Below are 23,135 nucleotides of genomic sequence, written 5' to 3'. Positions count from 1 at the left end.
CCCAGGGGCACCAGGGGTAGGGCACTGCTGATCTCGTGCGGGGACCGGGCCACCGGCCCCCGCACCCATGGACGAAGGGCCGACCCCGCCGTGACGCAGCCGTTCCAACTGCCGGATTTCTATGTGCCTTATCCGGCGCGACTGAACCCCCACCTGGAGGACGCGCGGGTCCACACCAAGCAATGGGCCCGCGCGCTCGGGATGCTGGAAGGATCCGGCGTCTGGGAGGAGAGCGACCTCGACTCCCACGATTACGCGCTGCTGTGCTCGTACACGCACCCCGACTGCGACAGCGAGGCGCTGTCCCTGGTCACCGACTGGTACGTCTGGGTCTTCTTCTTCGACGACCACTTCCTGGAGATGTACAAGCGCTCGCAGGACCGCGACGGCGCCAAGGACTACCTCGACAAGCTCGCCGCCTTCATGCCGATGGACCTGGCCGACGGCTTCCCCGAGCCCACCAACCCGGTGGAGGCGGGGCTCGCGGACCTGTGGAAGCGGACCGTGCCGGCCATGTCGGCCAACTGGCGGGAACGATTCTCCGAGTCCACGAAGAACCTCCTCGACGAGTCGATGTGGGAACTGGCCAACATCAACATCGGGCGCGTGGCGAACCCTCTCGAATACATCGAGATGCGCCGCAAGGTGGGCGGCGCCCCCTGGTCGGCCGGCCTGATCGAGTACGTCTGTGCCGAGGTCCCGGCGCGCGTCGCGCACTCGCGTCCGCTCGGGGTGCTGCGCGACGCCTTCTCCGACGCCGTGCACATCAGGAACGACCTCTTCTCCTACGAGCGCGAGGTCGCCGACGAAGGCGAGCTCTCCAACGCCGTCCTGGTGCTGGAAACCTTCCTCGGCTGCACCACCCAGGAGGCCGCCGAAGCCTCCAACGACCTGCTCACCTCCCGCCTCCAGCAGTTCGAGCAGACCGCGCTCGCCGAGCTCCCCCAGCTCTTCGCCGACCAGGCCATGAACCCCGCGGAGATCGCGGCCGTCCTGGCCTACGCCAAGGGCCTCCAGGACTGGCAGTCCGGCGGCCACGAGTGGCACATGGTCTCCAGCCGCTACATGAACAAGGAGGCCCGGGCGACCGCCCCGCTCACCCTGCCCTTCCTCCCGTCCGGGCCCGGCACCGCCGCGCTCGACCTCCGGTCCGTCTTCACGCGGCGCTCGATGGAGATGCGCCGCCGGTCCTTCACCCACGTCCCGTTCGAGCGCACCGGCCCGTCCGTGATCCCGGACGTCTACATGCCGTTCACGCTCTCCCTCAGCCCGTACCTGGACCACGCGCGCGAGGGATCCGTCGCCTGGGCGCGGCGGATGGGCCTGCTGGACCCGCGGCCCGGCGATCCCGGGTCAGCCATCTGGGACGAACAGAAGCTGCGGGGCTACGACTTCGCGCTCTGCTCGGCCGGCATCGACCCCGACGCCACGCCCGAGGCACTGCTCCTGAACGCCTGCTGGCTGACCTGGGGGACGTACGGGGACGACTACTACCCGGTGGTGTTCGCCCAGGCCAAGAACCTGGCGGCCGCCAAGGCGACCACGGCGCGGCTGATCGGCATGATCCCGGTCGACCACGCCGAGCAGGGCGTACCGCTCACGGCGATGGAGCGTTCCCTCGCCGACCTGTGGGTACGGACCAGCCAGGGCATGGGCCCGGCCGTCCGCGCCGAATTCCGGGCCACCCTCGTACACATGCTGGAGAGCTGGGTGTGGGAGGCGGAGAACCAGATCCTGAACCGCATCCCCGACCCGGTGGACTACGCGGAGATGCGCCGGCACACCTTCGGCTCGCAGCTCACGATGTACCTGTGCCGTCTGGGACAGGCGGGGCGGGGCATTCCCGAGAGGATCTACGCCTCCGGGACCATCCGGTCCCTGGAGAACGCGGCCGCCGACTCCGCCTGCCTGCTGAACGACATCTTCTCGTACCAGAAGGAGGTGGAGGTCGAAGGCGAGGTCCACAACTACGTGCTCGTCACCCGGAACTTCTTCGACATCGGATACGCGCAGGCGCTGCACATCTGCCATGCGCTGATGACGCAGCGCACCGAGGAGTTCGAGCACATCGTCGCCCACCAGCTGCCGCTGCTCTACGACGACTGGAAGCTGGACGAGGAGGCCCGGGCCGGGCTCGACGCCTACGTGGGCGAGCTGGAGGACTGGCTCGCGGGCATCCTCAACTGGCACCGGAAGTGCCGCCGTTACCGCGAGGAGGACCTCCACGCACTGCCCGACGCGCTGTCCACCCGGGTCTGGGGCGCGGACTTCGGCATGTCCGCGGCCCGGATCTCGCTGCCCTCCTGACCCCAGCTCCGGGGCGGCGGGGGCGGTCCGCTCGCCCGCCCCCGCCGTCGCGGCCGTTCGGCTACCGTGCGGCGGGGCCGGTCCAGCCCGCCGGGACGCGGCCGAGACGGACCCGCTGCGGGTGGTCGCCGACGGGGACGGAGACCCGCTTGGCGCCGGTGGCGAAGTCGATGGCCGTGACCCGGTCGGCGCCGCTCTCGGAGATCACGCAGGCCGTGCCGTCGCCGTCGACGGTGGCCCAGTACGGCTTGTCGGCGGGTACGAGCGGCCCTTCGGCGAGGGTGGCCCGGTCCACGACGGTCGCGTAGTCGTCCATGGTGCCCGCGATGCAGAGCTTGGTCCCGTCCGGGCTCATGGACATGCCGTGGTGGCGGGAGTCGTTGACCCACTTGGTGCGGTCGGTGGTGGTGGCGGGGTTCTCGGGGAGGGTCTTGAGGCGGGTGATCCGGTCGGTGGCCACGTCGTACTCCAGGAATCCGTTGAAGAACGACACCTGGAAGTAGAGCTTCGACTCGTCGGGGCTGAAGGAGACGGGGCGTACCGCGTCCGACAGGTCCGGGCGGCCGAAGGCGTCCAGCCGCTCCCGCATGTCGATCACCCGGACCGTGCGGAAGGTCTGCGCGTCGACCACGGTGATCTTGCGGTCGCCCTTCGTCCAGTCCAGCCAGGGCGCGTCGAGGACGGAGGTCACGTCTCCGATGGAGCTGTTCCACAGGAAGCGGCCGTCGCGGCTGAAGCTGTTCTCATGGGGCTTGTCGCCGGTGCCGAAGGAGCCGACCTGCCGGCCGGTGGCGATGTCCAGGACGTGCACGGTGTTGGCGGTGGAGGCCGAGACCGCGACCCGGGTGCCGTCCGGCGAGACGGCCATGTGGTCGGCGCGGTAACCGGCGACGGGAAAGCGCCAGTTGATCCGCCCCGTCCGCACGTCGACCGAGACGACGTCGGCGAAGCTGGGCCGGGAGGCGACGACGGCCGAGCCGTCGGGCGTGGTGTACATGTCGTCCACGAACTGGTCGTGGCCCTCGCCCGCCGTGGCGCGGATCCCCAGGAAGAAGCCGAGCTTCACGGGGTTGAGGTAGATCTCCCGGAGCCGTTCCTCCTTGTCGGGGATCACGTTGATCCTGCCGACCTTGGCGAGATCGCCGGTGGAGGCGAGGACGTCGGCGGTCCCCTCCCAGTTGTTCCCGACGAAGAGCACCTCGCGGGTGCCCTCTCCGGGCGCGGCCGCGGCCGGCGCGAAGGAGGTCAGCAGGGTGGCCGCGGCCAGCGCGCCCAAGGTGCGCAGGGTACGTGACATCCGTTCAACTCCGCTGTGGGGAAGGGATGGAGAGGGTGCCCCCCGTTACCGGCGGTAACATAGACGGAACGATAAAAGGGCACAACCCCTACGGGGTGCGCCCTGTTCTCACGTTCCGGTTTCTCACGTTCCGGCGTCAGCTCTTCAAGCGACGGAGCCGATCCTGCCGATCACCGTGGTCGAGGTGGCCTGGAGATCGGGGTGGATCGGGATGTGCGCCCCGGTCAGGGCGGCGCCGGTGCCGCCGCGGCGGTTGGCGACGATCTCGGCGGCGATGGACAGCGCGGTCTCCTCCGGGGAGCGGGCGCCGAGGTCCAGGCCGATCGGGGAGCGCAGCCGGGCCAGTTCGAGCTCGGTCACGCCGACCTCGCGGAGCCGCTTGTTGCGGTCCTCGTGGGTGCGGCGGGAGCCCATGGCGCCGACGTAGGCGACGGGAAGCCGCAGGGCCAGTTCGAGCAGCGGCACGTCGAACTTGGCGTCGTGCGTGAGCACGCACAGGACGGTCCGGCCGTCGACCGCGGTGGTCTCCAGGTAGCGGTGCGGCCAGTCGACGACGATCTCGTCCGCCTCGGGGAAGCGGGTCTTCGTCGCGAACACCGGCCGCGCGTCGCACACCGTGACCCGGTAGCCGAGGAACTTGCCGATGCGCACCAGGGCGGAGGCGAAGTCGATGGCCCCGAAGACGATCATCCGCGGGGGCGGGACGCTGGACTCGACCAGCACCTTCAGCGGCTCTCCGCAGAGCCTGCCGTCGGCACCTACCTCCAGCACGCCAGTCCGGCCGGCGTCGAGCATGGCGCGGGCCTCTTCGGCGATGGTGCGGTCCAGCTCGGGGTGGCCTCCGAAGCCTCCCTGGAAGGGGCCCTCGGCGCGGACGAGCACCGCGCGGCCCATCAGCTCGGCCGGGCCCTCGGCTATCCGGGCGACCGCCGCCGCCTCCCCACGGGCGGCGGCGGCCAGACCGGCCGCGAACACGTCCCGCGCGGGAGAGCCCACGGGGACCGGGGTCACGAGGATGTCGATGATGCCGCCGCAGGTCAGGCCCACGGCGAAGGCATCGTCGTCGCTGTATCCGAAACGCTCCCGGACGCTCTCGCCGTCATCCAGGGCCTGCCGGCACAGCTCGTACACCGCGCCCTCCACGCATCCGCCGGACACCGAGCCGATGGCCGTGCCCTCGCTGTCCACGGCGAGGGCGGCCCCGGGCTGCCGGGGCGCGCTCCCGCCGACCGCCACGACCGTGGCGACGGCGAAGTCACGTCCCTGCTCGACCCACCGGTTCAGATCTTCGGCGATGTCCAGCATGTGCGGCCTCCTCGGAGACGTTCGGTTTCCAGTATCGGATGCGTGGAGGGTGGCTACGAATCGCCGCCCGGGCTACTTGACCCCGAGCCAGCCCTCGATCGGGTGCAGGGCGAAGAAGACCACGAAGATCACGGTCAGCGCCCACATGAAGGCACCGATCTCGCGGGCCTTGCCCTGCGCGACCTTGATCGCCACATAGGAGATCACACCGGCCGCGACACCAGCGGTGATCGAGTACGTGAAGGGCATGATCGCCACGGTCAGGAAGACCGGGATCGAGGTCGCGCTGTCGGCCCAGTCCACGTGGCGGGCGTTCTGCATCATCATCGCGCCGATGACGACCAGGGCCGCGGAGGCGACCTCACCCGGGACGATCTGGGTGATCGGGGTGAAGAAGAGGCAGGCGGCGAAGAAGAGACCGGTGACGACGGAGGCGAGGCCCGTGCGGGCTCCCTCGCCGACGCCGGTGGCGGACTCGACGAACACGGTCTGGCCGGAGCCGCCCGCGATGCCACCGATGGCGCCACCGGCACCGTCGATGAACAGGGCCTTGGACAGGCCCGGCATGCGGCCCTTGTCGTCGGCGAGCTTGGCCTCGGTGCCGACGCCGATGATGGTGGCCATCGCGTCGAAGAAGCCGGCGAGCACCAGGGTGAAGACGATCATGCCGACCGTCATGACACCGACGTCGCCCCAGCCGCCGAAGGAGACCTGGCCGAAGAGCGAGAAGTCCGGCATCGAGACCGCCGAGCCGGTGAGCTCGGGGGCACCGCTGCGCCAGGCCTTCGGGTCGACGTCCGCGACGATGTTGATGATCGCGGCGAGCACGGTGCCGCCGACGATGCCGATCAGGATCGCGCCGCGGACCTTGCGGGCCTGCAGCATGAAGATGGAGATCACGGTCACGCAGAAGATCAGAACGGGCCAGCCGGCGAGCTCACCCGCGGCACCGAGGGTCACGGGGGGAGCGAATTCCCCGCCGTTGCCGACGAAGCCGGCCTTCACGAGGCCGATGAGGGCGACGAACATGCCGATGCCCATGGTGATCGCGTGCTTGAGGGCGAGCGGGATCGCGTTCATGATCATCTCGCGGAGGCCGGTGACGACCAGGAGACAGATCACGACGCCGTACATCACGCACATGCCCATGGCCTGCGGCCAGGTCATCTGCGGGGCGACCTGCGAGGACAGCACGCCGGAGACGGAGAGTCCGGCGGCCAGGGCGAGCGGCACCTTGCCGACGAAGCCCATCAGGAGCGTCGTCAGGGCCGCGGCGAACGCCGTGGCCGTGATGACGGCCTTCTGGCTCATCGTGTCTCCGGCGACGTCCTTGCCGGAGAGGATCAGCGGGTTGAGCAGGAGGATGTACGCCATCGCCATGAAGGTCGTGATACCGCCACGAACCTCATTGCCGACGTTGGATCCTCTGTGGGTTATGTGAAAGTACCGATCGAGCCAAGAACGCCCGGCGGGATTGAGAGAGCCGTCGCCGGCCTCTTCCGCGGTGGTCTTGGGCTCTACAGACGACTGGGTCATGGTGCCTAACTCCCAAGGTTCAAAGGGGCACCCGCATAAAGATTGGAGACGCGGGATTTGGGAAACTCCGTTTGGCTGCACGACCCGGGGTGACGGCCCGAGGCGACGCGAATTCTCATTGCGTGTACTGCGGGTACTGCGGGGTTACCGCTGGTACTTCGGTACTGCTGGGGGTGTTCTCGCAGGATTACTGCCGGGTGAAGCGAACCGCGAGCGGTGCGGTACTTCATGTACTCCGGGCGGTGCGATGTGAAGTGTGACGTTCCCATGTCGCACCACCCGGAGAGTCTGAGGGGGTCCGGGGGCCTCGCGGCCCCCGGACCACGCCGTCCTAGAGGGTTCCCGTGAGGGCTTCCGGACGGATCGGCGTCTTGTTGAGCTCCAGACCGGTCGCCTGCCGGATCGCCGCGAGGACGGCCGGGGTGGACGAGAGGGTCGGAGCCTCGCCCATACCGCGAAGGCCGTACGGCGCGTTCGGGTCGGCGAGCTCCAGGACGTCGACCGGGATGGTCGGGGTGTCCAGGATGGTCGGGATCAGGTAGTCCGTGAAGGAGGGGTTGCGCACCTTCGCGGTCTTCGGGTCCACGATGATCTCTTCCATGATCGCCACGCCGAGGCCCTGGGTGGTACCACCCTGGATCTGGCCGACCACGGAGAGCATGTTCAGGGCCTTGCCGACGTCCTGGGCGGTCGCCAGCTCGACGACCTTGACCAGGCCGAGCTCGGTGTCCACCTCGACGACCGCGCGGTGCGCGGCGAAGGTGTACTGGACGTGGCCGTCGCCCTGGCCGGTCTTCAGGTCGAAGGCGACGGTCGGACGGTGACGGAACTCGAGCTCGAGGTCGATCGCGTCCTCGCCCTCCAGGATCTCCGCGATGTCCGCGAGGACCTCGCCGCCGTCGGTGACGACCTTGCCGCCTTCGAGGAGCAGCTCGGCGGTCGCCCACGCCGGGTGGTAGGACCCGTTCTTGCGGCGGCCGATCTCCAGGACGGCCTCGCGGACGGCCTCACAGGTGTTCTTCACCGCGCCGCCGGTCATGTACGTCTGCCGCGAGGCGGACGTGGAACCGGCGGAGCCGACCTGCGTGTCGGCCGGATGGATGGTCACCTGCGTGACACCCAGCTCCGTACGGGCGATCTGGGCGTGGACGGTGACACCGCCCTGGCCGACCTCCGCCATGGCCGTGTGGACCATCGCGACGGGCTCGCCGTTGATGACCTCGAGGCGCACGCGGGCGGTCGAGTAGTCGTCGAAGCCCTCGGAGAAGCCGACGTTCTTGATGCCGACCGCGTAGCCGACGCCGCGGACGACGCCCTCACCGTGGGTGGTGTTGGAGAGGCCACCCGGCAGCGCGCGGACGTCCGCGCCCTCGCCCGCGGTCTCCCACTGGCGCTCCGGCGGCAGCGGGCGGGACTTGACCCGGCGCAGCAGCTCGGCGACCGGGGCCGGGGAGTCCACGACCTGGCCGGTGGGCATGATCGTGCCCATCTCCATGGCGTTGAGCTGGCGGAATTCGACCGGGTCCATGCCCAGCTTCGCCGCGAGCTTGTCCATCTGGGCCTCGTACGCGAAGCAGGCCTGGACGGCGCCGAAGCCGCGCATCGCGCCGCAGGGCGGGTTGTTCGTGTAGAGCGCGATCGCCTCGATGTCGACGTCCTCGATGACGTACGGACCCACCGAGAGGGAGGAGGCGTTGCCCACGACCGCCGGGGAGGCCGACGCGTACGCGCCGCCGTCCAGGACGATCTTGCACTTCATGTGCGTGAGCTTGCCGTCCTTGGTGGCGCCGTGCTCGTAGTAGAGCTTCGCCGGGTGACGGTGCACGTGACCGAAGAAGGACTCGAACCGGTTGTAGACGATCTTGACCGGCTTGTTCGTGGCCAGCGCCAGGAGGCACGCGTGGATCTGCATCGAGATGTCCTCGCGACCGCCGAAGGCACCGCCGACGCCGGAGAGCGTCATGCGCACCTTCTCCTCGGGGAGACCGAGGACGGGGGCGATCTGCTTGAGGTCCGAGTGCAGCCACTGGGTGGCGACGTAGAGGTCGACACCGCCGTCCTCGGACGGCACGGCCAGGCCGGACTCCGGGCCGAGGAAGGCCTGGTCTTGCATGCCGAAGGTGTACTCGCCCTCGACGATGACGTCGGCGCGCTTGCGGGCCTCTTCCACGTTGCCGCGGATGATCGGCTGGCGGTGCACGATGTTCGGGTGCGGGACGTGACCGGAGTGGTGGTCGTCGCGGCCCTCGTGGATCAGCGGCGCGCCTTCGGCGAGCGCCGAGGCCTCGTCCGTGACGACCGGCAGCTCCCGGTAGTCGATCTTGATCTTGGCGGCCGCGCGGCGGGCGGTCTCCGGGTGGTCGGCGGCCACGAGGGCGACCGGCTCACCGTGGTGGCGTACCCGGCCGTTGGCGAGCACCGGGGTGTCCTGGATCTCCAGGCCGTAGTTCTTCATCTCGGCCGGCAGGTCGTCGTACGTCAGCACCGAGTAGACACCCGGCATGGCCAGGGCCTCGGAGATGTCGATGGACGCGATCTCGGCGTGGGCGACGGTGCTGCGCAGGGTCTGGCCCCACAGCATGTCCTCGTGCCACATGTCCGAGGAGTACGCGAACTCACCCGTGACCTTGAGGGTGCCGTCCGGGCGGAGCGTGGACTCGCCGATGCCGCCCTTGGTGTGCTTCTGCGTGACGTTGGTCGGCGTACCCGCCGGAACCGTGCGCGTGTTCTGGGCCATGGTCAGACCGCCTCAGACTGACGGGCGGCCGCGAGGCGGACCGCGTCGAGGATCTTCTCGTAGCCCGTGCAGCGGCACAGGTTGCCGGACAGGGCCTCACGGATGTCCTGGTCGGACGGGGAGGAGTTCTCCTCCAGCAGCGCGTCGGCCTGGACCAGGAGGCCCGGGGTGCAGAAACCGCACTGGACGGCGCCGGCGTCGATGAACGCCTGCTGGATGTTGGAGAGCGGGGCGCCCTCACCGGTCTGCGAGTCGCCGGGCTTGGCCCGCCACTGCTTGGCCGCGTCCAGGGAGACGCCGCCCTTGCTGCCGCAGCCGCCGCCGGTGCCGCAGGCACCGCCGTGGCCGTGCTCGTCGCGCTGCTTGGCGAAGTCCGCCAGGCCCTCGACGGTCACGACGTCGCGACCCTCGACCTGGCCGGCCGCGACCAGACACGAACAGACCGGCACGCCGTCGAGACGGACGGTGCAGGAACCGCACTCGCCCTGCTCACAGGCGTTCTTCGAACCCGGCAGGCCCAGGCGCTCGCGCAGGACGTAGAGAAGGGACTCGCCCTCCCACACGTCGTCGGCTTCCTGCTGACGGCCGTTGACAGTGAAATTGACGCGCATGATTACGCAGCCCCTTCAAGCGAGCGGCCGTTGCCGGTACCGCGGTACTGCTCCCAGGTCCAGACGAGCTGGCGGCGAGCCATGATGCCAACCGCGTGACGGCGGTACTTCGCCGTGCCGCGGACGTCGTCGATCGGGTTGGCCGCGCCGGAGGCGAGGTCACCGAACTGCTTGGCGATCGACGGGGTGATGACCTTGCCGGACTCCCAGAAGCCGCCCTCTTCGAGCGCGGCGTTCAGGAACTCCTCGGCGGCCTTCGCGCGGATCGGGGTCGGCGCGGCCGAACCGATGCCGGTGCGAACCGTGCGGGTCTCGGGGTGCAGTGCCAGGCCGAAGGCGCAGACGGCGATGACCATCGCGTTGCGGGAGCCGACCTTGGAGTACTGCTGGGGGCCGTCCGCCTTCTTGATGTGGACGGTCTTGATGAGCTCGTCGGCGGCGAGCGCGTTGCGCTTGACCCCGGTGTAGAACTCGTCGATCGGGATCAGGCGGGAGCCGCGTACGGACTCCACCTCGACCTCGGCGCCCGCCGCGAGGAGCGCGGGGTGGGAGTCACCGGCCGGCGAGGCGCAACCGAGGTTGCCGCCGACGCCGCCGCGGTTGCGGATCTGCGGGGACGCGACCGTGTGCGAGGCGAGCGCGAGTCCCGGAAGTTCCGTACGGAGGTTCTCCATGATCTGCGTGTACGGGACGGAGGCGCCCAGACGGACCACGTCCTCGCCGACCTCCCACTCCCGCAGCAGACCGATGCGGTTCAGGTCCAGGAGGTACTCCGGCCGACGGTGGTCGAAGTTGATCTCGACCATTACGTCGGTGCCACCCGCAATCGGCACAGCTGTGGGGAACTCGGCCTTAGCGGCGAGCGCCTCCTCCCAGCTGGCGGGGCGAAGGAAGTCCATGAGCGGCTCTCTTCTTCTTCATCGTGTCGTTGACTTCAAGCCAGGAGGCCTGAGGCCCTCGACTGGTCGTTCACGTGCTGTTAACGCGGTGTGGACTCAGTACACCGGCCGCCTGTCCCCCGGGTGCAGTCACCGAAACCATGAAGGAGTTGGCTGGCGGCCTCCCTCGTCTTGTAGATTCGTATGAAAGGCAGGATGCGACGACCTGCCCGATTTCCAACGGCAACATTCGAGACAGATCGGCGGCGACATCATGCGGCTGCGCGCACTGCTGGAAACCGAGGCGCTGGGGCTGCGGCTGCTGGGCGGCGAGGAAGAACTCGACCGGACGGTGCGCGGGGTCATGACGACCGACCTGCGCGATCCCAGCCGATACCTCACCGGGGGCGAACTCGTCCTCACCGGCCTGGCCTGGCGACGAAATTCAGCCGATTCAGAGCCGTTCGTACGAATCCTCGCGAGCGCCGGCGTCGCCGGGCTCGCCGCGGGCGAGGCAGAGCTGGGAGACATCCCGGAAGATCTTGTTTCAGCCTGTCGGCGCAACCGGCTGCCGCTGTTCGCCGTGAACGAGGACGTTGCATTCGCCACGATCACCGAGTACGTGGTGCGACAGGTTTCCGGCGAGCGCGCGGGGGACCTGGCGGCCGTCGTCGACCGCCATCGCCGCCTGATGACCTCGGGCCCGGCGGGCGGCGGACCCGATGTGGTGCTGGATCTGCTCACCACCGACCTCGATCTCCGGGCCTGGGTGCTCTCGCCCACGGGCCGGCAGATCGCCGGCGCCGGCGAGCCACTGACGCCGGGCATCTGCTCGACGCTGGCGAGTGAGCACCTCGCGGCGGTCCGGACAGGCCGCAGGGGGCCGCACCGGATCTCCATTCAGGGTATTACCTACTCCCTCTTCCCGATCAGGGGACACGGCCGCGGAGCAGCGGGCCCGGCCGTCCGGGACGTGCGCGAGAGCGTGCTCTCGGACTGGCTGCTGGCCGTCGAGGCGGACGCCGGCGACTGGCCCGCCGAGCGCCTGGACCTGCTCCAGGGCGTCACCCAGCTGATCGCCGTCGAGCGGGAGCGGCGCGACGCCGCCCGCACCGTGCGCCGCCGCCTCGCACAGGAAGTCCTCGAACTGGTCCAGACGGGCGCCCCGCCCGCCGAGATCGCCGCCCGCCTGCGGGTGGCGGCCCCGGTGCTGCTGCCCGGGCTGGGCTCGGCCCCGCACTGGCAGGTCGTCGTGGCCCGGGTCGACTGGGACGGCGGGGACATCCCCGGCGGCCCGGTGGCCCAGTCGCTGCTGGAGGAGATCCTCGTCGACCCGTCCGTCTCGGGGCCGGAGCCCTCGGACCGGATCGCCGTCGCCCACTCCGGCGACGAGGCCATCGCCCTCGTGCCGCTGCCGTCGCTCATCGGGGAGGGCGGGGAGGACAAGGGCCCCGACTCCGCCCTGCACGCCGACGAACTGCTCTCGGCCGTACGGGACCCCCTGCAGGCCGGCCTGGCCGACGACGGGCGCCTGACGCTCGGCGTCAGCGCGGCCGTGCACTCCGCCGAGGGGCTGCGCGGGGCGCTGGAGGAGGCCCGGCACGCCCGCCGGGTCGCCGCGGCCCGCCCGGGCCGGGTCTGCGCGGCGGGCCACCACGAGCTGGCCTCGCACGTGCTGCTGCTGCCGTTCGTGCCGGACGACGTGCGCCGCGCCTTCACGGCCCGGCTGCTGGACCCGCTGCGGGACTACGACCGGCGCCACCGCGCGGAGCTCATCCCGACGCTGGAGGCCTTCCTCGACTGCGACGGCTCCTGGACCCGCTGCGCGACGCGGCTGCACCTGCACGTCAACACGCTGCGCTACCGGGTCGGACGAATCGAGCAGTTGACGTCGCGGGACCTGTCCCGGCTGGAGGACAAGCTCGACTTCTTCCTGGCACTGCGCATGAGCTGAGAAGATCCGCCCCCGGCCGGCCGGGGGGTGGCTGATGATCCGTCCGGACTTTGTGAAAAGGTTCACCCGACCCCTTGGCCGGAGCCGTCGATCCGTGCTCTCATTTCGCCCCAGGGCTCAACGATGTGCTGCTTGATTGCTTTGGGGAGGGCAATGTGGCGGATACCGCCATGTCGAGTGCCGGATCCACCGGGGGAGACGACCCCCTCCAGCGGGCGATATGGCGGCTGCGCTCGCGCGGCTGTTGGACCGACGCGGCGGCGCTGCTGACACCACACGTCGGCAAGCCCGCCCACGCGGGGGCGGCCGTGCAGCGGACCGCGCTGCTGGTGGAGCGCTGCCTGTTCACGGGGCAGGGCTGGGCCGAGGCCGAGGACGCGCTGCGGATCGCCGAGGCGGGGGCGCGGGACGACGACGACCGCGGCGCGGCCGCCTGTGAGCGGGGTCAGCTGGCGTACGCGGCGACCGTGCTCGGCGTACGTGACCGGGCCGACGAGGCCCGCTCCGCGCTGGGCCGCGCGGCGGCCCTCCTCGCGCCCGGATCCCGGACCCGGCCGCTGCTGGACTTCCGGCGCGGGCTGGTCGCGGAGCACCTGGCGGACGACCCGCAGTCGGCGCGTCCGGCGTACCACCGGGCGCACGCGGGGGCCGTGGCCCACGGAGACACGCTGCTGCTGTCCTTCACCTGGCGGCACCTGGCGGCGCTGGCCCTGCGCGACGGCGAGGTGGCGGAGGCCCGCAAGGGGTTCATGGAGTCCCTGCGGATCCGGGAGGAGCTGGGCTTCCTGATCGGCACCGCCCCGGCGCTGGCCGCGCTGGCCGAGGCCGAGCCGGAGCCCGAGGCGGCCCGCCTCCGTGCGGAGGCCCGCCGCCTGTTCCACCTCCTGGGCGGCATCCCCACCTGGCTGGCGGACCAGCTCCAGCCGGCCCCTTCACCTGCGGCGTAGCCCCGGTAGGGGCCGGATCGCCTTGCGCGCGATCCGGCCCCGTCGGCGTTTGCGGCGCCGGGGGTGCCCCGGACGGAGTCTGGGGGAGGTCCGGGGACCCCCGGCGGCGCCGCGCCCGGTTCAGAGCGCCGGGCTCGCGAAGTGTTCGCGTACGAGGGACTCCACCACCGCGAGGTCACCGGCGATCAGCGCCTCCAGAAGCGCCGAGTGCTCCGCCGCGTCGGCGACGAGCTCCGCCCGCCGCACCCGCGCGGCGCCCGGCAGGGGCCACTGCGCCCGGCGGTGGAGCTCCTCGGCCACCTGGACCAACTGGTCGTTGCCGGCCAGCGCGAGCACCTCGCGGTGGAAGGCCCGGTCAGCCTCCGCGTAACCCGGCACGTCGCCCGCCGCCGCCGCCTCGGCCGTCGCGGCGGCCGCCGGCCGCAGGGCCTCCCACGTCGCCGTCGGCATCCCGCGGGCCAGCCTCAGCATCACGGGGACTTCGAGCAGGGCCCGTACCTCGGCCAGCTCGGCCAGCTCGCGCGCGGTGTGCGACAGGACGCGGAAGCCGCGGTTCGGGAGGCATTCCACCGCCCCCTCCAGCGCCAGCTGCTGCATCGCCTCGCGCACGGGGGTCGCGGAGACCCCGAAGCGCTCCCCCAGCGCGGGCCCCGAGTAGATCTCGCCGGGTACCAGCTCGCCGTCGACCAGCGCCGCGCGCAGGGCGTCGAGGACCTGCCCGCGCACCGAATGGCGTAGCACCTTCCGGGCGGTTTTCTGCGCCGGAATCAACGGCACGCGGTCCTCCTCCAGCTCTCGACCTGTTCTGAGGATACGACCTGATCGCAATCGGGTAAGGTAAGGCTAACCTGTTAACGATCGCGCGATTCGGTGGTCCTTCATGACCGTCACGGCCGTTCCCCCCGCCTCGGACGTCACGTCCGCCGCACCTTCCTCCGCGGTGGCGGACGCGTACGCCCGCCTGGCGGAGGCGTTCGGCGGGCTGCGGGTCGCGGAACGGGCCGCGCACGAAGACCTGCCCGGCGGTGCGGGCTGGGTCCGCGCGGAGGACCTCGCGGCGGGCGGACCGGCCCTGGACGCCTTCCTCGCCTGGGACGACGCCCAGGTGCTGCGGGACTACGGGCGCCAGGCCCGCCCCGACGTGGTCGCGAGCTTCGGGCTGCACCGGTACGCGTGGCCGGCCTGCCTGCTGATCACCGTCCCCTGGTTCCTGCACCGGCGGGTCCCCCGGCTCCCGGTCTCCGAGGTGGCTTTCCACCGGACGCTGGGCCGGATGACCGTGCGCGTCGACGGCTTCGCCTGCCTGCCGGACGACCCGGCGGCCGCTCTCCCCGGGGCTCGTGTCGTGCCCGACGAGGAGGCGCTGCGCGGCGAGGTGCGGGCGGCGGTGGCCCAGCACCTCGGCCCCGTGCTGGAAGGTTTCGGCCCACGCATGAGACGCGGCCGCCGCGCCCTGTGGGGCATGGTCACCGACGAGGTCGTCGAGAGCCTCTGGTACATCGGCCACCTGCTCGGCGAGGAGCGGCGGGCCATGGCCGAGCTGGAGGCGCTCCTGCCCGGTTCGACCGCCCCCTACACCGGGGGCGCGGGCTTCCGTACCCTCTGCGGCCCGGACGGCACGGAGCTGCCCACCCGGGACCGGGCCAGCTGCTGCCTCTTCTACACGATCCGGCCCGACGACACCTGCGTCACCTGCCCCCGGACCGGCGACGCGGACCGCGTCGCCCGGCTCACCGCGGCCGCCACCGCCTGAACCCACCCGCAGGGGTGGCTGTAATCGAACCCAACCAAGCACGCACGAGCGTCAGTTCGAAGAACAACACCCTATCCGGCGGGCCCCGCCCCCCGATGGCGTCCTCTTGCCCCGAATCCCGCGTGCACAGCCGGCCACCTGCGCCACTATGGCGCCCGGAAGCCGCACAGCCGCAGACGCGAGGCAAGGAAATCCGCGTAACGGGATCCCTCTCCTGGAGGAGGGGGCCTTCAGCCGCTCTGGCTGAGGGCCGCCGTTACCAGCACCAGCCAACAACACATATTGGGAGGTGAACGAAGTTGGCTACGTTCCACGTAGGCGAGAAGACCCACCAGTCCGTGCTTCCTCAGCGGGCTGCTCTGGAATTCGAGTCAGCAGACACACCCCGGATCGGGGACGAAACGGGGCTCGAACACCGCACTCGTGCGGTAACCGGCGTGGAACATGTGCGAGGGGAGACCGCCGCTGCTTCACCTGGCATCGGCGGCGTCACCCCCAACCGCGAGGTTGGGGAGAAGGCGCCGCGCCGTCGTCCCCACCGGCAAGAATACCGGCACCCACACCGGCACCCACACCGGCCGCATCGCCGTCCGCGCCACCGGCAGCTTCAACATCAAAACCGCCCACGGCCTCATCCAAGGCATCGGCCACAAACGCTTCCGCCTCCTCCAACGAGCAGACAGATATGCCTACACCACCCGACCCGAAGGACCCACCACCCCTGCCTGACCGCCCCCGACAGCAACGAAGAGACCTCCGGCGCTCCGCACTTCCGAGCCAAGGATTCGTTTCCTCTCCCAGCTAAAGCAGGGAGTATCCACGAAAGAAGAAAGCGATGAGACTGACCGACATATCGCTGGACTGGCTGCTTCCCGGCAGCCTGCTGATCCTGGGCGTACTTGCGGCAGTTGCGGTACTGGCCCGGGGCAAGCGCGAGAGCGAGAAGGCCGCGACCGAGGACAGCTGGGAGCGCAGCGAGGAGCGCCGCAGGCGCAAGGAAGCCGTCTACGGGACCGCCTCGTACGTCCTGCTCTTCTGCTGCGCGGCGGTCGCCGCCGCGCTCTCCTTCCACGGACTCGTCGGCTTCGGCCGGCAAAACCTCAACCTTTCCGGGGGCTGGGAGTACCTGGTCCCCTTCGGCCTCGACGGCGCCGCCATGTTCTGCTCGGTGCTCGCCGTCCGCGAGGCCAGCCACGGAGACGCGGCCCTCGGCTCGCGCATGCTGGTCTGGCTGTTCGCGGGCGCGGCCGCATGGTTCAACTGGGTGCACGCGCCGCGCGGGATGGGCCACGACGGGGCTCCGCAGTTCTTCGCCGGCATGTCGCTCTCGGCGGCCGTCCTCTTCGACCGGGCCCTCAAGCAGACCCGCCGGGCGGCACTGCGCGAGCAGGGCCTGATCCCCCGGCCGCTGCCGCAGATCCGCATGGTCCGTTGGCTGCGGGCACCCCGGGAGACCTTCGGTGCCTGGTCGCTCATGCTGCTGGAAGGGGTGCGCACCCTCGACGAGGCCGTGGACGACGTGCGCGAGGACAAGAAGGAGAAGGAGAACGACCGGCACCGCCGGCGGGAGCAGCACCGCCTGGACCGCGCGCACATCAGGGCGCTCGGCCGGCAGAACAGGGCATTCGGGCGGGCTCGCGCCCGCGAGGGCGACATGCCGGGGCTGGCCCCCGGAACGGGCTCCGCGCCGGTCGGCGCGGAGCCGGCCATACCCGAACGGGACCAGCTGCCACCCCTGCGCCGAAGGCCCTCCCTGCAGGCCGTCAACACGACCGACTCCTTTGAGCTGACCGGCTCCCGGACGGTGGACCTCACCGCAGAGGACGACACCCAGGCGCTCCCCCGGCTCGACTCGCTGGAGCGCAAACTGAAGGACCTGGAGCAGCAGTTCGGCTGACCGCTCCCGCACCGGAACATCCGGTGGAACCCCGGAGGGCTCGCCTCTCTCAGGCGAGCCCTCCGTCCAGTTCGAACCAGACCACCTTGCCGCGTCCCGGTCCCGCCACCTCCACGCCCCACGCGTCGGCGAGGGCCTGCACCAGCATCAGCCCCCTGCCGTGCGTACCGTCGTCGGCGGTCGGTACGTACGGCAGGGGCCGGCGGGAGGCGTAGTCCCGGACCTCCACCCGTAACCGGGCGGCGGCGAGGCTCGCGGACACCTCCGCGCCCTGCTCGGTGTGGACGAGGGCGTTGGTGACGAGCTCGGTGATCAGGAGTTCAGCCACCTCCGCGCAGTCGGCCTGGCACCGGTGCCGCATCAACTCCCGTAATGCCCGCCGGATTTCACTCACGGCCTTCAGATCCGCCCGGCGCACGCTGCGGGTGATCTCCCCCCCGTCCACCGCTCCCCCGTCCTCGACCGACGGTTCGCGCGGTACAGGCCGGCCCCTCCTCCACGGCTTCCCCGTCTTCGCCCCCACCCGCACGGCGATGTCCCTCCCGTGTCCACTGCTCTCGAACAGGTCTACGGGATGCATGCCCCCCGGGCGGTTTCGCACTCCTGCGGGCTCATGGGCGCGGTACGTTGCGGAGGTTGGATCGAGCCATCTGGATCATCCGGCCCACTCCGCCGTCCAGCACGATCTTGCTGGCGGAAAGTGCGAATCCGGTCACCATCTCGGCGCTGATCCTCGGCGGAATCGACAGGGCGTTGGGGTCGGTCACCACATCCACCAGAGCGGGCCCCCGGTGCTTGAAGGCGTCCTTCAAAGCCCCTGTGAGCTGCTTGGGCTTCTCCACGCGGACCCCGTAGGCGCCCGCCGCGCGGGCGATCGCGGCGAAGTCGGGGTTCTTGTTCGTCGTCCCGTAGGAGGGCAGGCCGGAAACCAGCATTTCCAACTCGACCATACCGAGGGATGAGTTGTTGAAGAGGAGCACTTTGACGGGCAGGTCGTACTGCACCAGGGTGAGGAAATCTCCCATCAGCATCGAGAAACCGCCGTCACCCGACAGCGACACCACTTGACGGTTCCGGTCGGTGAACTGTGCGCCGATGGCCTGCGGGAGGGCGTTGGCCATCGAGCCGTGACTGAAGGAGCCGATGATGCGCCGCTTACCGTTCGGGGAAAGATAGCGCGCGGCCCACACATTGCACATGCCGGTGTCGACGGTGAACACGGCGTCGTCGTCGGCGAGTTCGTCCAGCACCGAGGCCACGTACTCAGGATGGATGGGCGTGTGCTTCTCCACCTTGCGCGTGTAGGCCTTGACCACGCCCTCCAGCGCATCCGCGTGCTTCTTCAGCATCCGGTCCAGGAAGCGGCGGTCCGTCTTGACCTTCACGCGGGTGTTCAGGGCGCGCAGGGTCTCCCGTACGTCTCCCCAGACCGCCAGGTCCAACTGTGAACGGCGGCCGAGGTGTTCGGGACGGATGTCCACCTGGACGATCTTCACGTCGTCGGGGAGGAAGGCGTTGTACGGGAAGTCCGTGCCGAGCAGGATCAGCAGATCGCACTCGTGGGTCGCCTCGTAGGCCGCGCCGTAGCCGAGGAGCCCGCTCATGCCGACGTCGTACGGGTTGTCGTACTGGATCCACTCCTTGCCGCGCAGGGCGTGCCCGATGGGTGCCTTGACCCGGCCGGCGAACTCCATCACCTCGGCGTGCGCTCCGGCGGTGCCGCTTCCGCAGAAGAGGGTGACCTTGTCCGCCTCGTCGACGAGGCGGACCAGCTTCTCGATCTCGCCGTCGCCTGGGCGTACCGAGGGCCGGGCGGTGACGAGGGCGTGCTCCACCGTCTTCTCGGGCGCGGGCTCGGCGGCGATGTCCCCGGGCAGCGCGACCACGCCGACGCCGCTGCGGCCGATGGCGTGCTGGATGGCGGTCTGCAGCACGCGGGGCATCTGCCGGGGGTTGGAGATCAGCTCGCTGTAGTGGCTGCACTCGGTGAACAGCCGGTCGGGATGGGTCTCCTGGAAGTAGCCGAGGCCGATCTCCGAGGAGGGGATGTGGGAGGCGAGCGCGAGCACCGGGGCCATCGAGCGGTGGGCGTCGTACAGGCCGTTGATCAGGTGCAGGTTCCCCGGGCCGCAGGAGCCCGCGCAGGCCGCGAGCCGACCGGTGATCTGCGCCTCCGCGCCGGCCGCGAAGGCCGCCGTCTCCTCGTGGCGGACCTGGATCCAGTCGATGTCACCCGACCGGCGGATCGCGTCCACCACGGGGTTGAGGCTGTCGCCGACGACCCCGTACATCCTGCGCACGCCGGCACGCACGAGGATGTCGACGAGTTGCTGCGCCACGTTCTGCTTGGCCATGGGGGAGGCACCCTTCCCGGTCTGCGGACCGGTCCCGTCCGCTTCTCCGTTGCGTGTGCCTCCCATCCAGCCATGTATGCGCCGGTTACGCCTCCCAGACGGCGGCGGCCGTGCGGTCGTCGGCGTAGCCCTTGACGCGGAGCTGGGTGTCCGCGAGGAAGGCGGCGAGACCGGGCGGCTGCGGGTCGGCCCAGCGCGCGGCGAGTTCGGCCGTGAGGAGCCCCTCCTCCCGCATCGGCTCGGCCAGGCCGCCGGAGCACAGCAGCAGGATGTCGCCGGGGCGGGCCACGGAGGCGCGGAACCGGAAGCCGCCGTCGACGGGTTCGGTGTCCTCGGGCCCCTCTCGGGTCCCGGTGGTCCCGGCCGGGTCGCCGGGAGGGCCGGCCGCCGGTTCCAGGTCCTGCCAGACACCGGACCGGAGCCGGAACAGCCCGCCCGGGCCGGAGCCGAAGCACACGCGGGTCCGGCACTCGGGGTCCACCGGGAGCAGCAGTCCGCGCACTCCGGCGGTGTACGCCTCCTCGGCGAGCCCCAGCTCGGCGGCGCGGGCCCGCAGCCGCCCGTACCCCCGGTCCGTGAGGCGCTGGAGGCCGGAACGCAGGGCGTCGCGGCGCCCGGCCCGGATGTCGTCGGCCAGCCGATCCTGGCTGCGCCCGACGGCGGCGGCGATGGTGCGGCAGAGCTCGGCGGCGGCCTCGGCGGCTCCGGGGGCGGCCCGGTCGCCGCCGGCGAGGGCCACCAGGACCAGGGCGTCGTCGCCGCCGCCGAACCGGGCGGTGAGCAGGAAGTCCCGGCGGGCCTCGCCGCGGAAGCGGGCGGAGTCCCCGCGCAGGGAGGCGGCGCGCAGGGTGTACGTGCCGTAGCGGGCGCCCTCCAGGACGGTGTCGGGGGTCAGCCCGCCGACGCCGCTGAGGGCGGCGGGGTCGGCGGGCGGGAGCGCGCCGGGCTCGGCGGCGTACGTGGGGGCCCGGTCGCCGAGGTGACGCACCTCGGGCCGCCGCTCCGGCTCCGCCGGACCCGGTGCGGGTACGGAAGCGGGTGCGGGCTGTGGGGCGTCCCGGTGCCTGGCCGGGAGCCCGGACGGCGCCACCGGCGGTACGTCCACGTCCCCGAGGGCGTATCCGGTGACACCCCCGGCGCGCGGATCCCGCGGGGGCGCGGGCGGTACGGGCGGTACGGGTGACTGCTGATCCGGAGCCGGCCGCGGCCCCGGTACCCCGGACGCCGTCGGCGGAGCCGGGCTCGGCGGCGGGACCGGCGGGGCCGGGGGGTCCGCGGGCGGCCAGCCCGGCGGGGGCGGGGGCGGGGAGCGGCGGGGTCCCGGGAGCAGCGGCTCAGCGGCAGGAGGGGCGGGTGGGGCCGACGGCGGAGGCTCCGGCGGCCGCGCGGGCACCGCCTCGGGTCCCGGCTCCGCCGGACCCGGTGCCGGTGCCGGTGCCTGCCCCGGGTCCGTCGTCAGGACCGACGCCGAACGGAAGCGGTTGTCCAGGGTGTCCCCCGGGTCGGCTTCCGGGACCGCGTCCGGGTCCTCGTAGAGCTTCTGCCACCAGTCGTCCGCGCCCGCGCCCTGCTGACTCATGTCCCCATTCTCGGCCTCCCGGACGGACGGAAAACGCCGAATGCGCGAAAAGGGGTCCATCGGGCCGCCGCCCGGTGGACCCCTTCCTCATAACCCGTAACGACTGGCGGACGTCGTACGCCCGCGCGACCGTCTGGGTCACGGATGTGCCGTTCGCGTCGGTCAGTTCGACCTTCAGCGAGACCGGCTTGCCCGCGGCTCCGGCGTGGTCCACGACCGCGGTGGCCGCCCCGAGTGCCGTACGCGATATCGGGCGCATCGCTCTCCCCAGGTGAATTCCGGCCAACTGCTGCATTGCACGGCAAAGCTGCCATGTAAGTGGCTTATGGCCAGCGGATGTTGGTGCTGCGGTGGCGTCACCTTGGCAGAGTGGCGGGAGGTGCGGCGATGATGTCCGCGGCGGGTTTGCGCCGTGGCCGCTTCCCGCCAGGCGGCGTGTGCTGAGAGGTGGGTGGACGGGTTGCTGGGTGCGATAGGCCTGGACGAGGGCCAGGAGTCGGCGTACCGGGCGCTGGTGGCGCTGGGGGCGGCGGAGGTGCCCGACCTCGCGCACCGGCTGACCCTGCCGGAGCCGCAGACCGAACGGGCGCTGCGGCACCTGGAACGGCAGGGGCTCGCGGCGCGGTCCTCCGCCCGGCCGGGACGCTGGGTGGCGGCCCCGCCTGGAGTCGCCCTCGGCGCGCTGCTCACCCAGCAGCGGCACGAGCTGGAGCAGGCGGAGCTGGCGGCGGCGCTGCTTGCCGAGGAGTTCCGGGCCGAGGCGGCCGAGCCGGCGGTGCACGATCTGGTGGAGGTGGTGCAGGGCGCGAGCGCGGTGGCACACCGCTTCCACCAGCTCCAGCTGGGCGCGGTGGAGGAGGTCTGCGCGCTGGTCACCGGCCGGCCCCAGGTGGTGACGGGCACGGGCAACGAGGCGGAGGACCGGGCCTCCGTACGCGGTGTCGACTACCGGGTGGTCATCGAGCGGGAGGTGCTGAGCACGCCGAGCGGCATCCGGGAGGCGTCGACGGCGCTGGCCCGGGGCGAGCGGGTCCGGGTGACGGGGGAGGTCCCGACGAAGCTGGTGATCGCGGACCGGACGCTCGCCATGGTCTCGCTGACGGCGCGCGGGGCGGAGCCCGCGGCGCTGGTGGTGCACGCGTCGGGGCTGCTGGAGTCGTTGACGGGCCTGTTCGAGGCGGTGTGGCGGGAGTCGCTGCCGCTACGGCTGGGCGCGTCGGGCTCGCCGGAGGAGTCCGGCGGCGGGCCGGACGCCACGGACCTGGAGATCCTGACCCTGCTGCTGGCGGGAATGACGGACGCGAGCGTGGCCAAGCACCTGGAGCTGGGTCTGCGGACGGTACAGCGGCGGGTGAAGGGGCTGATGGAGCTGTCCGGGGTCACGACACGGCTCCAGCTGGGCTGGCACGCGTACGAGCGGGGCTGGGTGGCCCGATAGCCGCTGATCGGTCACGCTGAGCAGATGGATCCGCCGCAGCTGCTCCTGGTGGGGCTGGTGCTGCTGCTCGGGCTGGTCGGGGTGCTGGTCCCCGGCGTGCCGGGCACCTGGCTGGTGTGGGCGGGTGTCATGTGGTGGGCGCTGCACGAACGGTCGGCGCCGGCCTGGTCCCTGCTGGTCGCGGCGACGGCCCTGCTGCTGGTGGTGCAGGTGGTGAAGTGGCTGCTCCCGCCGCGCCGGCTTCGGGGGGTGGCGGTGAGCCGCCGGATGGCGGTGTACGCGGGGGCCGGCGCGGTCCTGGGCTTCGTGCTGATCCCGGTGGTGGGGGCGGTCCCGGGTTTCGTGGGCGGCATCTACCTCTGCGAGCGGCTCCGCCTCGGGACGCACGGCGAGGCGTGGGCGTCGGTACGGGCGGTGATGCGCGCGGTGGGCACGAGCGTGCTGGTGGAGCTGTTCGCGTGCCTGATGGTGGTGGGGGCGTGGCTGGGCGCGGTGGTGGTGGGGGTCTGAGGGCCTAGGACCGCGGCCCGATGCGGGTGGCC

17 protein-coding genes are annotated in these 23,135 nt (G+C 71.3%); 7 read left to right on the top strand and 10 right to left on the bottom strand.

Translation table 11 applies throughout. The features are described 5' to 3' along the window. The first annotated feature begins 90 nt into the window (after positions 1-90). Positions 91-2,307, top strand: a complete 2,217-nt coding sequence (locus OG737_RS24680) for a germacradienol/geosmin synthase (RefSeq protein WP_405921978.1) — start codon at positions 91-93, stop codon at positions 2,305-2,307. 61 nt (positions 2,308-2,368) lie between these two features. Here OG737_RS24680 and OG737_RS24675 read toward each other — a convergent pair whose 3' ends face one another. From OG737_RS24675 to OG737_RS24650, 6 genes are all read right to left on the bottom strand, one after another. Further along, positions 2,369-3,604, bottom strand: a complete 1,236-nt coding sequence (locus tag OG737_RS24675) for a YncE family protein (protein WP_328928329.1) — start codon at positions 3,602-3,604, stop codon at positions 2,369-2,371. A 144-nt stretch (positions 3,605-3,748) separates the two neighbouring features. Continuing rightward, a complete protein-coding gene (locus tag OG737_RS24670; RefSeq protein WP_405921977.1) occupies positions 3,749-4,909 on the bottom strand; it encodes an XdhC family protein in 1,161 nt (386 codons plus the stop codon). Between the two features lie 72 nt (positions 4,910-4,981). After that, positions 4,982-6,445, bottom strand: coding sequence for an NCS2 family permease (locus OG737_RS24665; RefSeq protein WP_328928327.1), 1,464 nt, complete (start codon positions 6,443-6,445; stop codon positions 4,982-4,984). A 331-nt stretch (positions 6,446-6,776) separates the two neighbouring features. Then, a complete protein-coding gene (pucD, locus tag OG737_RS24660) occupies positions 6,777-9,182 on the bottom strand; it encodes a xanthine dehydrogenase subunit D (protein ID WP_328928326.1) in 2,406 nt (801 codons plus the stop codon). A gap of 2 nt (positions 9,183-9,184) precedes the next feature. Then, complete coding sequence (locus OG737_RS24655; protein WP_328928325.1) at positions 9,185-9,793, bottom strand: (2Fe-2S)-binding protein; 609 nt, start codon at positions 9,791-9,793, stop codon at positions 9,185-9,187. Between the two features lie 2 nt (positions 9,794-9,795). Continuing rightward, complete coding sequence (locus OG737_RS24650) at positions 9,796-10,692, bottom strand: xanthine dehydrogenase family protein subunit M (protein ID WP_031151493.1); 897 nt, start codon at positions 10,690-10,692, stop codon at positions 9,796-9,798. Between the two features lie 253 nt (positions 10,693-10,945). Between OG737_RS24650 and OG737_RS24645 the strand changes: the two genes are divergently transcribed. Continuing rightward, the gene (locus OG737_RS24645; protein WP_328928324.1) at positions 10,946-12,625 is read left to right on the top strand and encodes a PucR family transcriptional regulator ligand-binding domain-containing protein; all 1,680 of its coding nucleotides are present in this window, start codon (positions 10,946-10,948) and stop codon (positions 12,623-12,625) included. Positions 12,626-12,780: 155 nt separating this feature from the next. Next, positions 12,781-13,572: a hypothetical protein gene (locus tag OG737_RS24640; RefSeq protein ID WP_405921976.1), complete on the top strand. Its 792-nt coding sequence runs from the start codon at positions 12,781-12,783 to the stop codon at positions 13,570-13,572. 120 nt (positions 13,573-13,692) lie between these two features. Here OG737_RS24640 and OG737_RS24635 read toward each other — a convergent pair whose 3' ends face one another. Continuing rightward, positions 13,693-14,349: a GntR family transcriptional regulator gene (locus tag OG737_RS24635; protein ID WP_328928322.1), complete on the bottom strand. Its 657-nt coding sequence runs from the start codon at positions 14,347-14,349 to the stop codon at positions 13,693-13,695. Between the two features lie 103 nt (positions 14,350-14,452). Here OG737_RS24635 and OG737_RS24630 point away from each other — a divergent pair, with 103 nt between their 5' ends. Both OG737_RS24630 and OG737_RS24625 read left to right on the top strand, forming a co-directional pair. Next, complete coding sequence (locus tag OG737_RS24630) at positions 14,453-15,325, top strand: (2Fe-2S)-binding protein (protein WP_328928321.1); 873 nt, start codon at positions 14,453-14,455, stop codon at positions 15,323-15,325. Between the two features lie 835 nt (positions 15,326-16,160). Next, positions 16,161-17,222 carry a DUF2637 domain-containing protein gene (locus OG737_RS24625; RefSeq protein WP_328928320.1) on the top strand — a complete coding sequence of 354 codons (1,062 nt, stop codon included), beginning with the start codon at positions 16,161-16,163 and terminating at the stop codon, positions 17,220-17,222. Positions 17,223-17,271: 49 nt separating this feature from the next. On the opposite strand, the gene OG737_RS24620 is transcribed toward OG737_RS24625, so the two are convergent. The 3 genes from OG737_RS24620 to OG737_RS24610 all read right to left on the bottom strand — a co-directional run bounded on the left by OG737_RS24620 (position 17,272) and on the right by OG737_RS24610 (position 21,155). Next, positions 17,272-17,583, bottom strand: coding sequence for an ATP-binding protein (locus tag OG737_RS24620; RefSeq protein ID WP_328930465.1), 312 nt, complete (start codon positions 17,581-17,583; stop codon positions 17,272-17,274). A 250-nt stretch (positions 17,584-17,833) separates the two neighbouring features. Beyond that, positions 17,834-19,576, bottom strand: coding sequence for a pyruvate dehydrogenase (locus tag OG737_RS24615; RefSeq protein ID WP_328928319.1), 1,743 nt, complete (start codon positions 19,574-19,576; stop codon positions 17,834-17,836). An 85-nt stretch (positions 19,577-19,661) separates the two neighbouring features. Next, positions 19,662-21,155 (bottom strand): protein phosphatase 2C domain-containing protein, encoded by a 1,494-nt coding sequence (locus tag OG737_RS24610; RefSeq protein ID WP_328928318.1) that lies wholly within the window; start codon positions 21,153-21,155, stop codon positions 19,662-19,664. Between the two features lie 460 nt (positions 21,156-21,615). Here OG737_RS24610 and OG737_RS24605 point away from each other — a divergent pair, with 460 nt between their 5' ends. Both OG737_RS24605 and OG737_RS24600 read left to right on the top strand, forming a co-directional pair. After that, complete coding sequence (locus OG737_RS24605; protein ID WP_328928316.1) at positions 21,616-22,593, top strand: helix-turn-helix domain-containing protein; 978 nt, start codon at positions 21,616-21,618, stop codon at positions 22,591-22,593. Positions 22,594-22,617: 24 nt separating this feature from the next. Next, positions 22,618-23,103 (top strand): DUF456 domain-containing protein, encoded by a 486-nt coding sequence (locus OG737_RS24600; RefSeq protein ID WP_328928315.1) that lies wholly within the window; start codon positions 22,618-22,620, stop codon positions 23,101-23,103. The last annotated feature ends 32 nt before the right edge of the window (positions 23,104-23,135 follow it).

This window comes from Streptomyces sp. NBC_00122, assembly GCF_045160845.1.
In the GTDB taxonomy this organism is placed as follows: domain Bacteria; phylum Actinomycetota; class Actinomycetes; order Streptomycetales; family Streptomycetaceae; genus Streptomyces.
The sequence above is the reverse complement of the archived record's forward strand: the minus strand, read 5'-3'. Positions and strand labels throughout refer to the sequence as shown.

Bases quoted from the DNA above. Each gene is read 5' to 3' on its own strand.
- OG737_RS24600 (WP_328928315.1), top strand. From the start codon at position 22,618: ATGGATCCGCCGCAGCTGCTCCTGGTGGGGCTGGTGCTGCTGCTCGGG.
- OG737_RS24650 (WP_031151493.1), bottom strand. From the start codon at position 10,692: ATGGACTTCCTTCGCCCCGCCAGCTGGGAGGAGGCGCTCGCCGCTAAG.
- OG737_RS24625 (WP_328928320.1), top strand. From the start codon at position 16,161: ATGAGACTGACCGACATATCGCTGGACTGGCTGCTTCCCGGCAGCCTG.
- OG737_RS24615 (WP_328928319.1), bottom strand. From the start codon at position 19,576: ATGGCCAAGCAGAACGTGGCGCAGCAACTCGTCGACATCCTCGTGCGT.
- OG737_RS24645 (WP_328928324.1), top strand. From the start codon at position 10,946: ATGCGGCTGCGCGCACTGCTGGAAACCGAGGCGCTGGGGCTGCGGCTG.
- OG737_RS24655 (WP_328928325.1), bottom strand. From the start codon at position 9,793: ATGCGCGTCAATTTCACTGTCAACGGCCGTCAGCAGGAAGCCGACGAC.
- OG737_RS24620 (WP_328930465.1), bottom strand. From the start codon at position 17,583: ATGCGGCACCGGTGCCAGGCCGACTGCGCGGAGGTGGCTGAACTCCTG.
- OG737_RS24675 (WP_328928329.1), bottom strand. From the start codon at position 3,604: ATGTCACGTACCCTGCGCACCTTGGGCGCGCTGGCCGCGGCCACCCTG.
- OG737_RS24670 (WP_405921977.1), bottom strand. From the start codon at position 4,909: ATGCTGGACATCGCCGAAGATCTGAACCGGTGGGTCGAGCAGGGACGT.
- OG737_RS24665 (WP_328928327.1), bottom strand. From the start codon at position 6,445: ATGACCCAGTCGTCTGTAGAGCCCAAGACCACCGCGGAAGAGGCCGGC.
- OG737_RS24630 (WP_328928321.1), top strand. From the start codon at position 14,453: ATGACCGTCACGGCCGTTCCCCCCGCCTCGGACGTCACGTCCGCCGCA.
- pucD (WP_328928326.1), bottom strand. From the start codon at position 9,182: ATGGCCCAGAACACGCGCACGGTTCCGGCGGGTACGCCGACCAACGTC.
- OG737_RS24610 (WP_328928318.1), bottom strand. From the start codon at position 21,155: ATGAGTCAGCAGGGCGCGGGCGCGGACGACTGGTGGCAGAAGCTCTAC.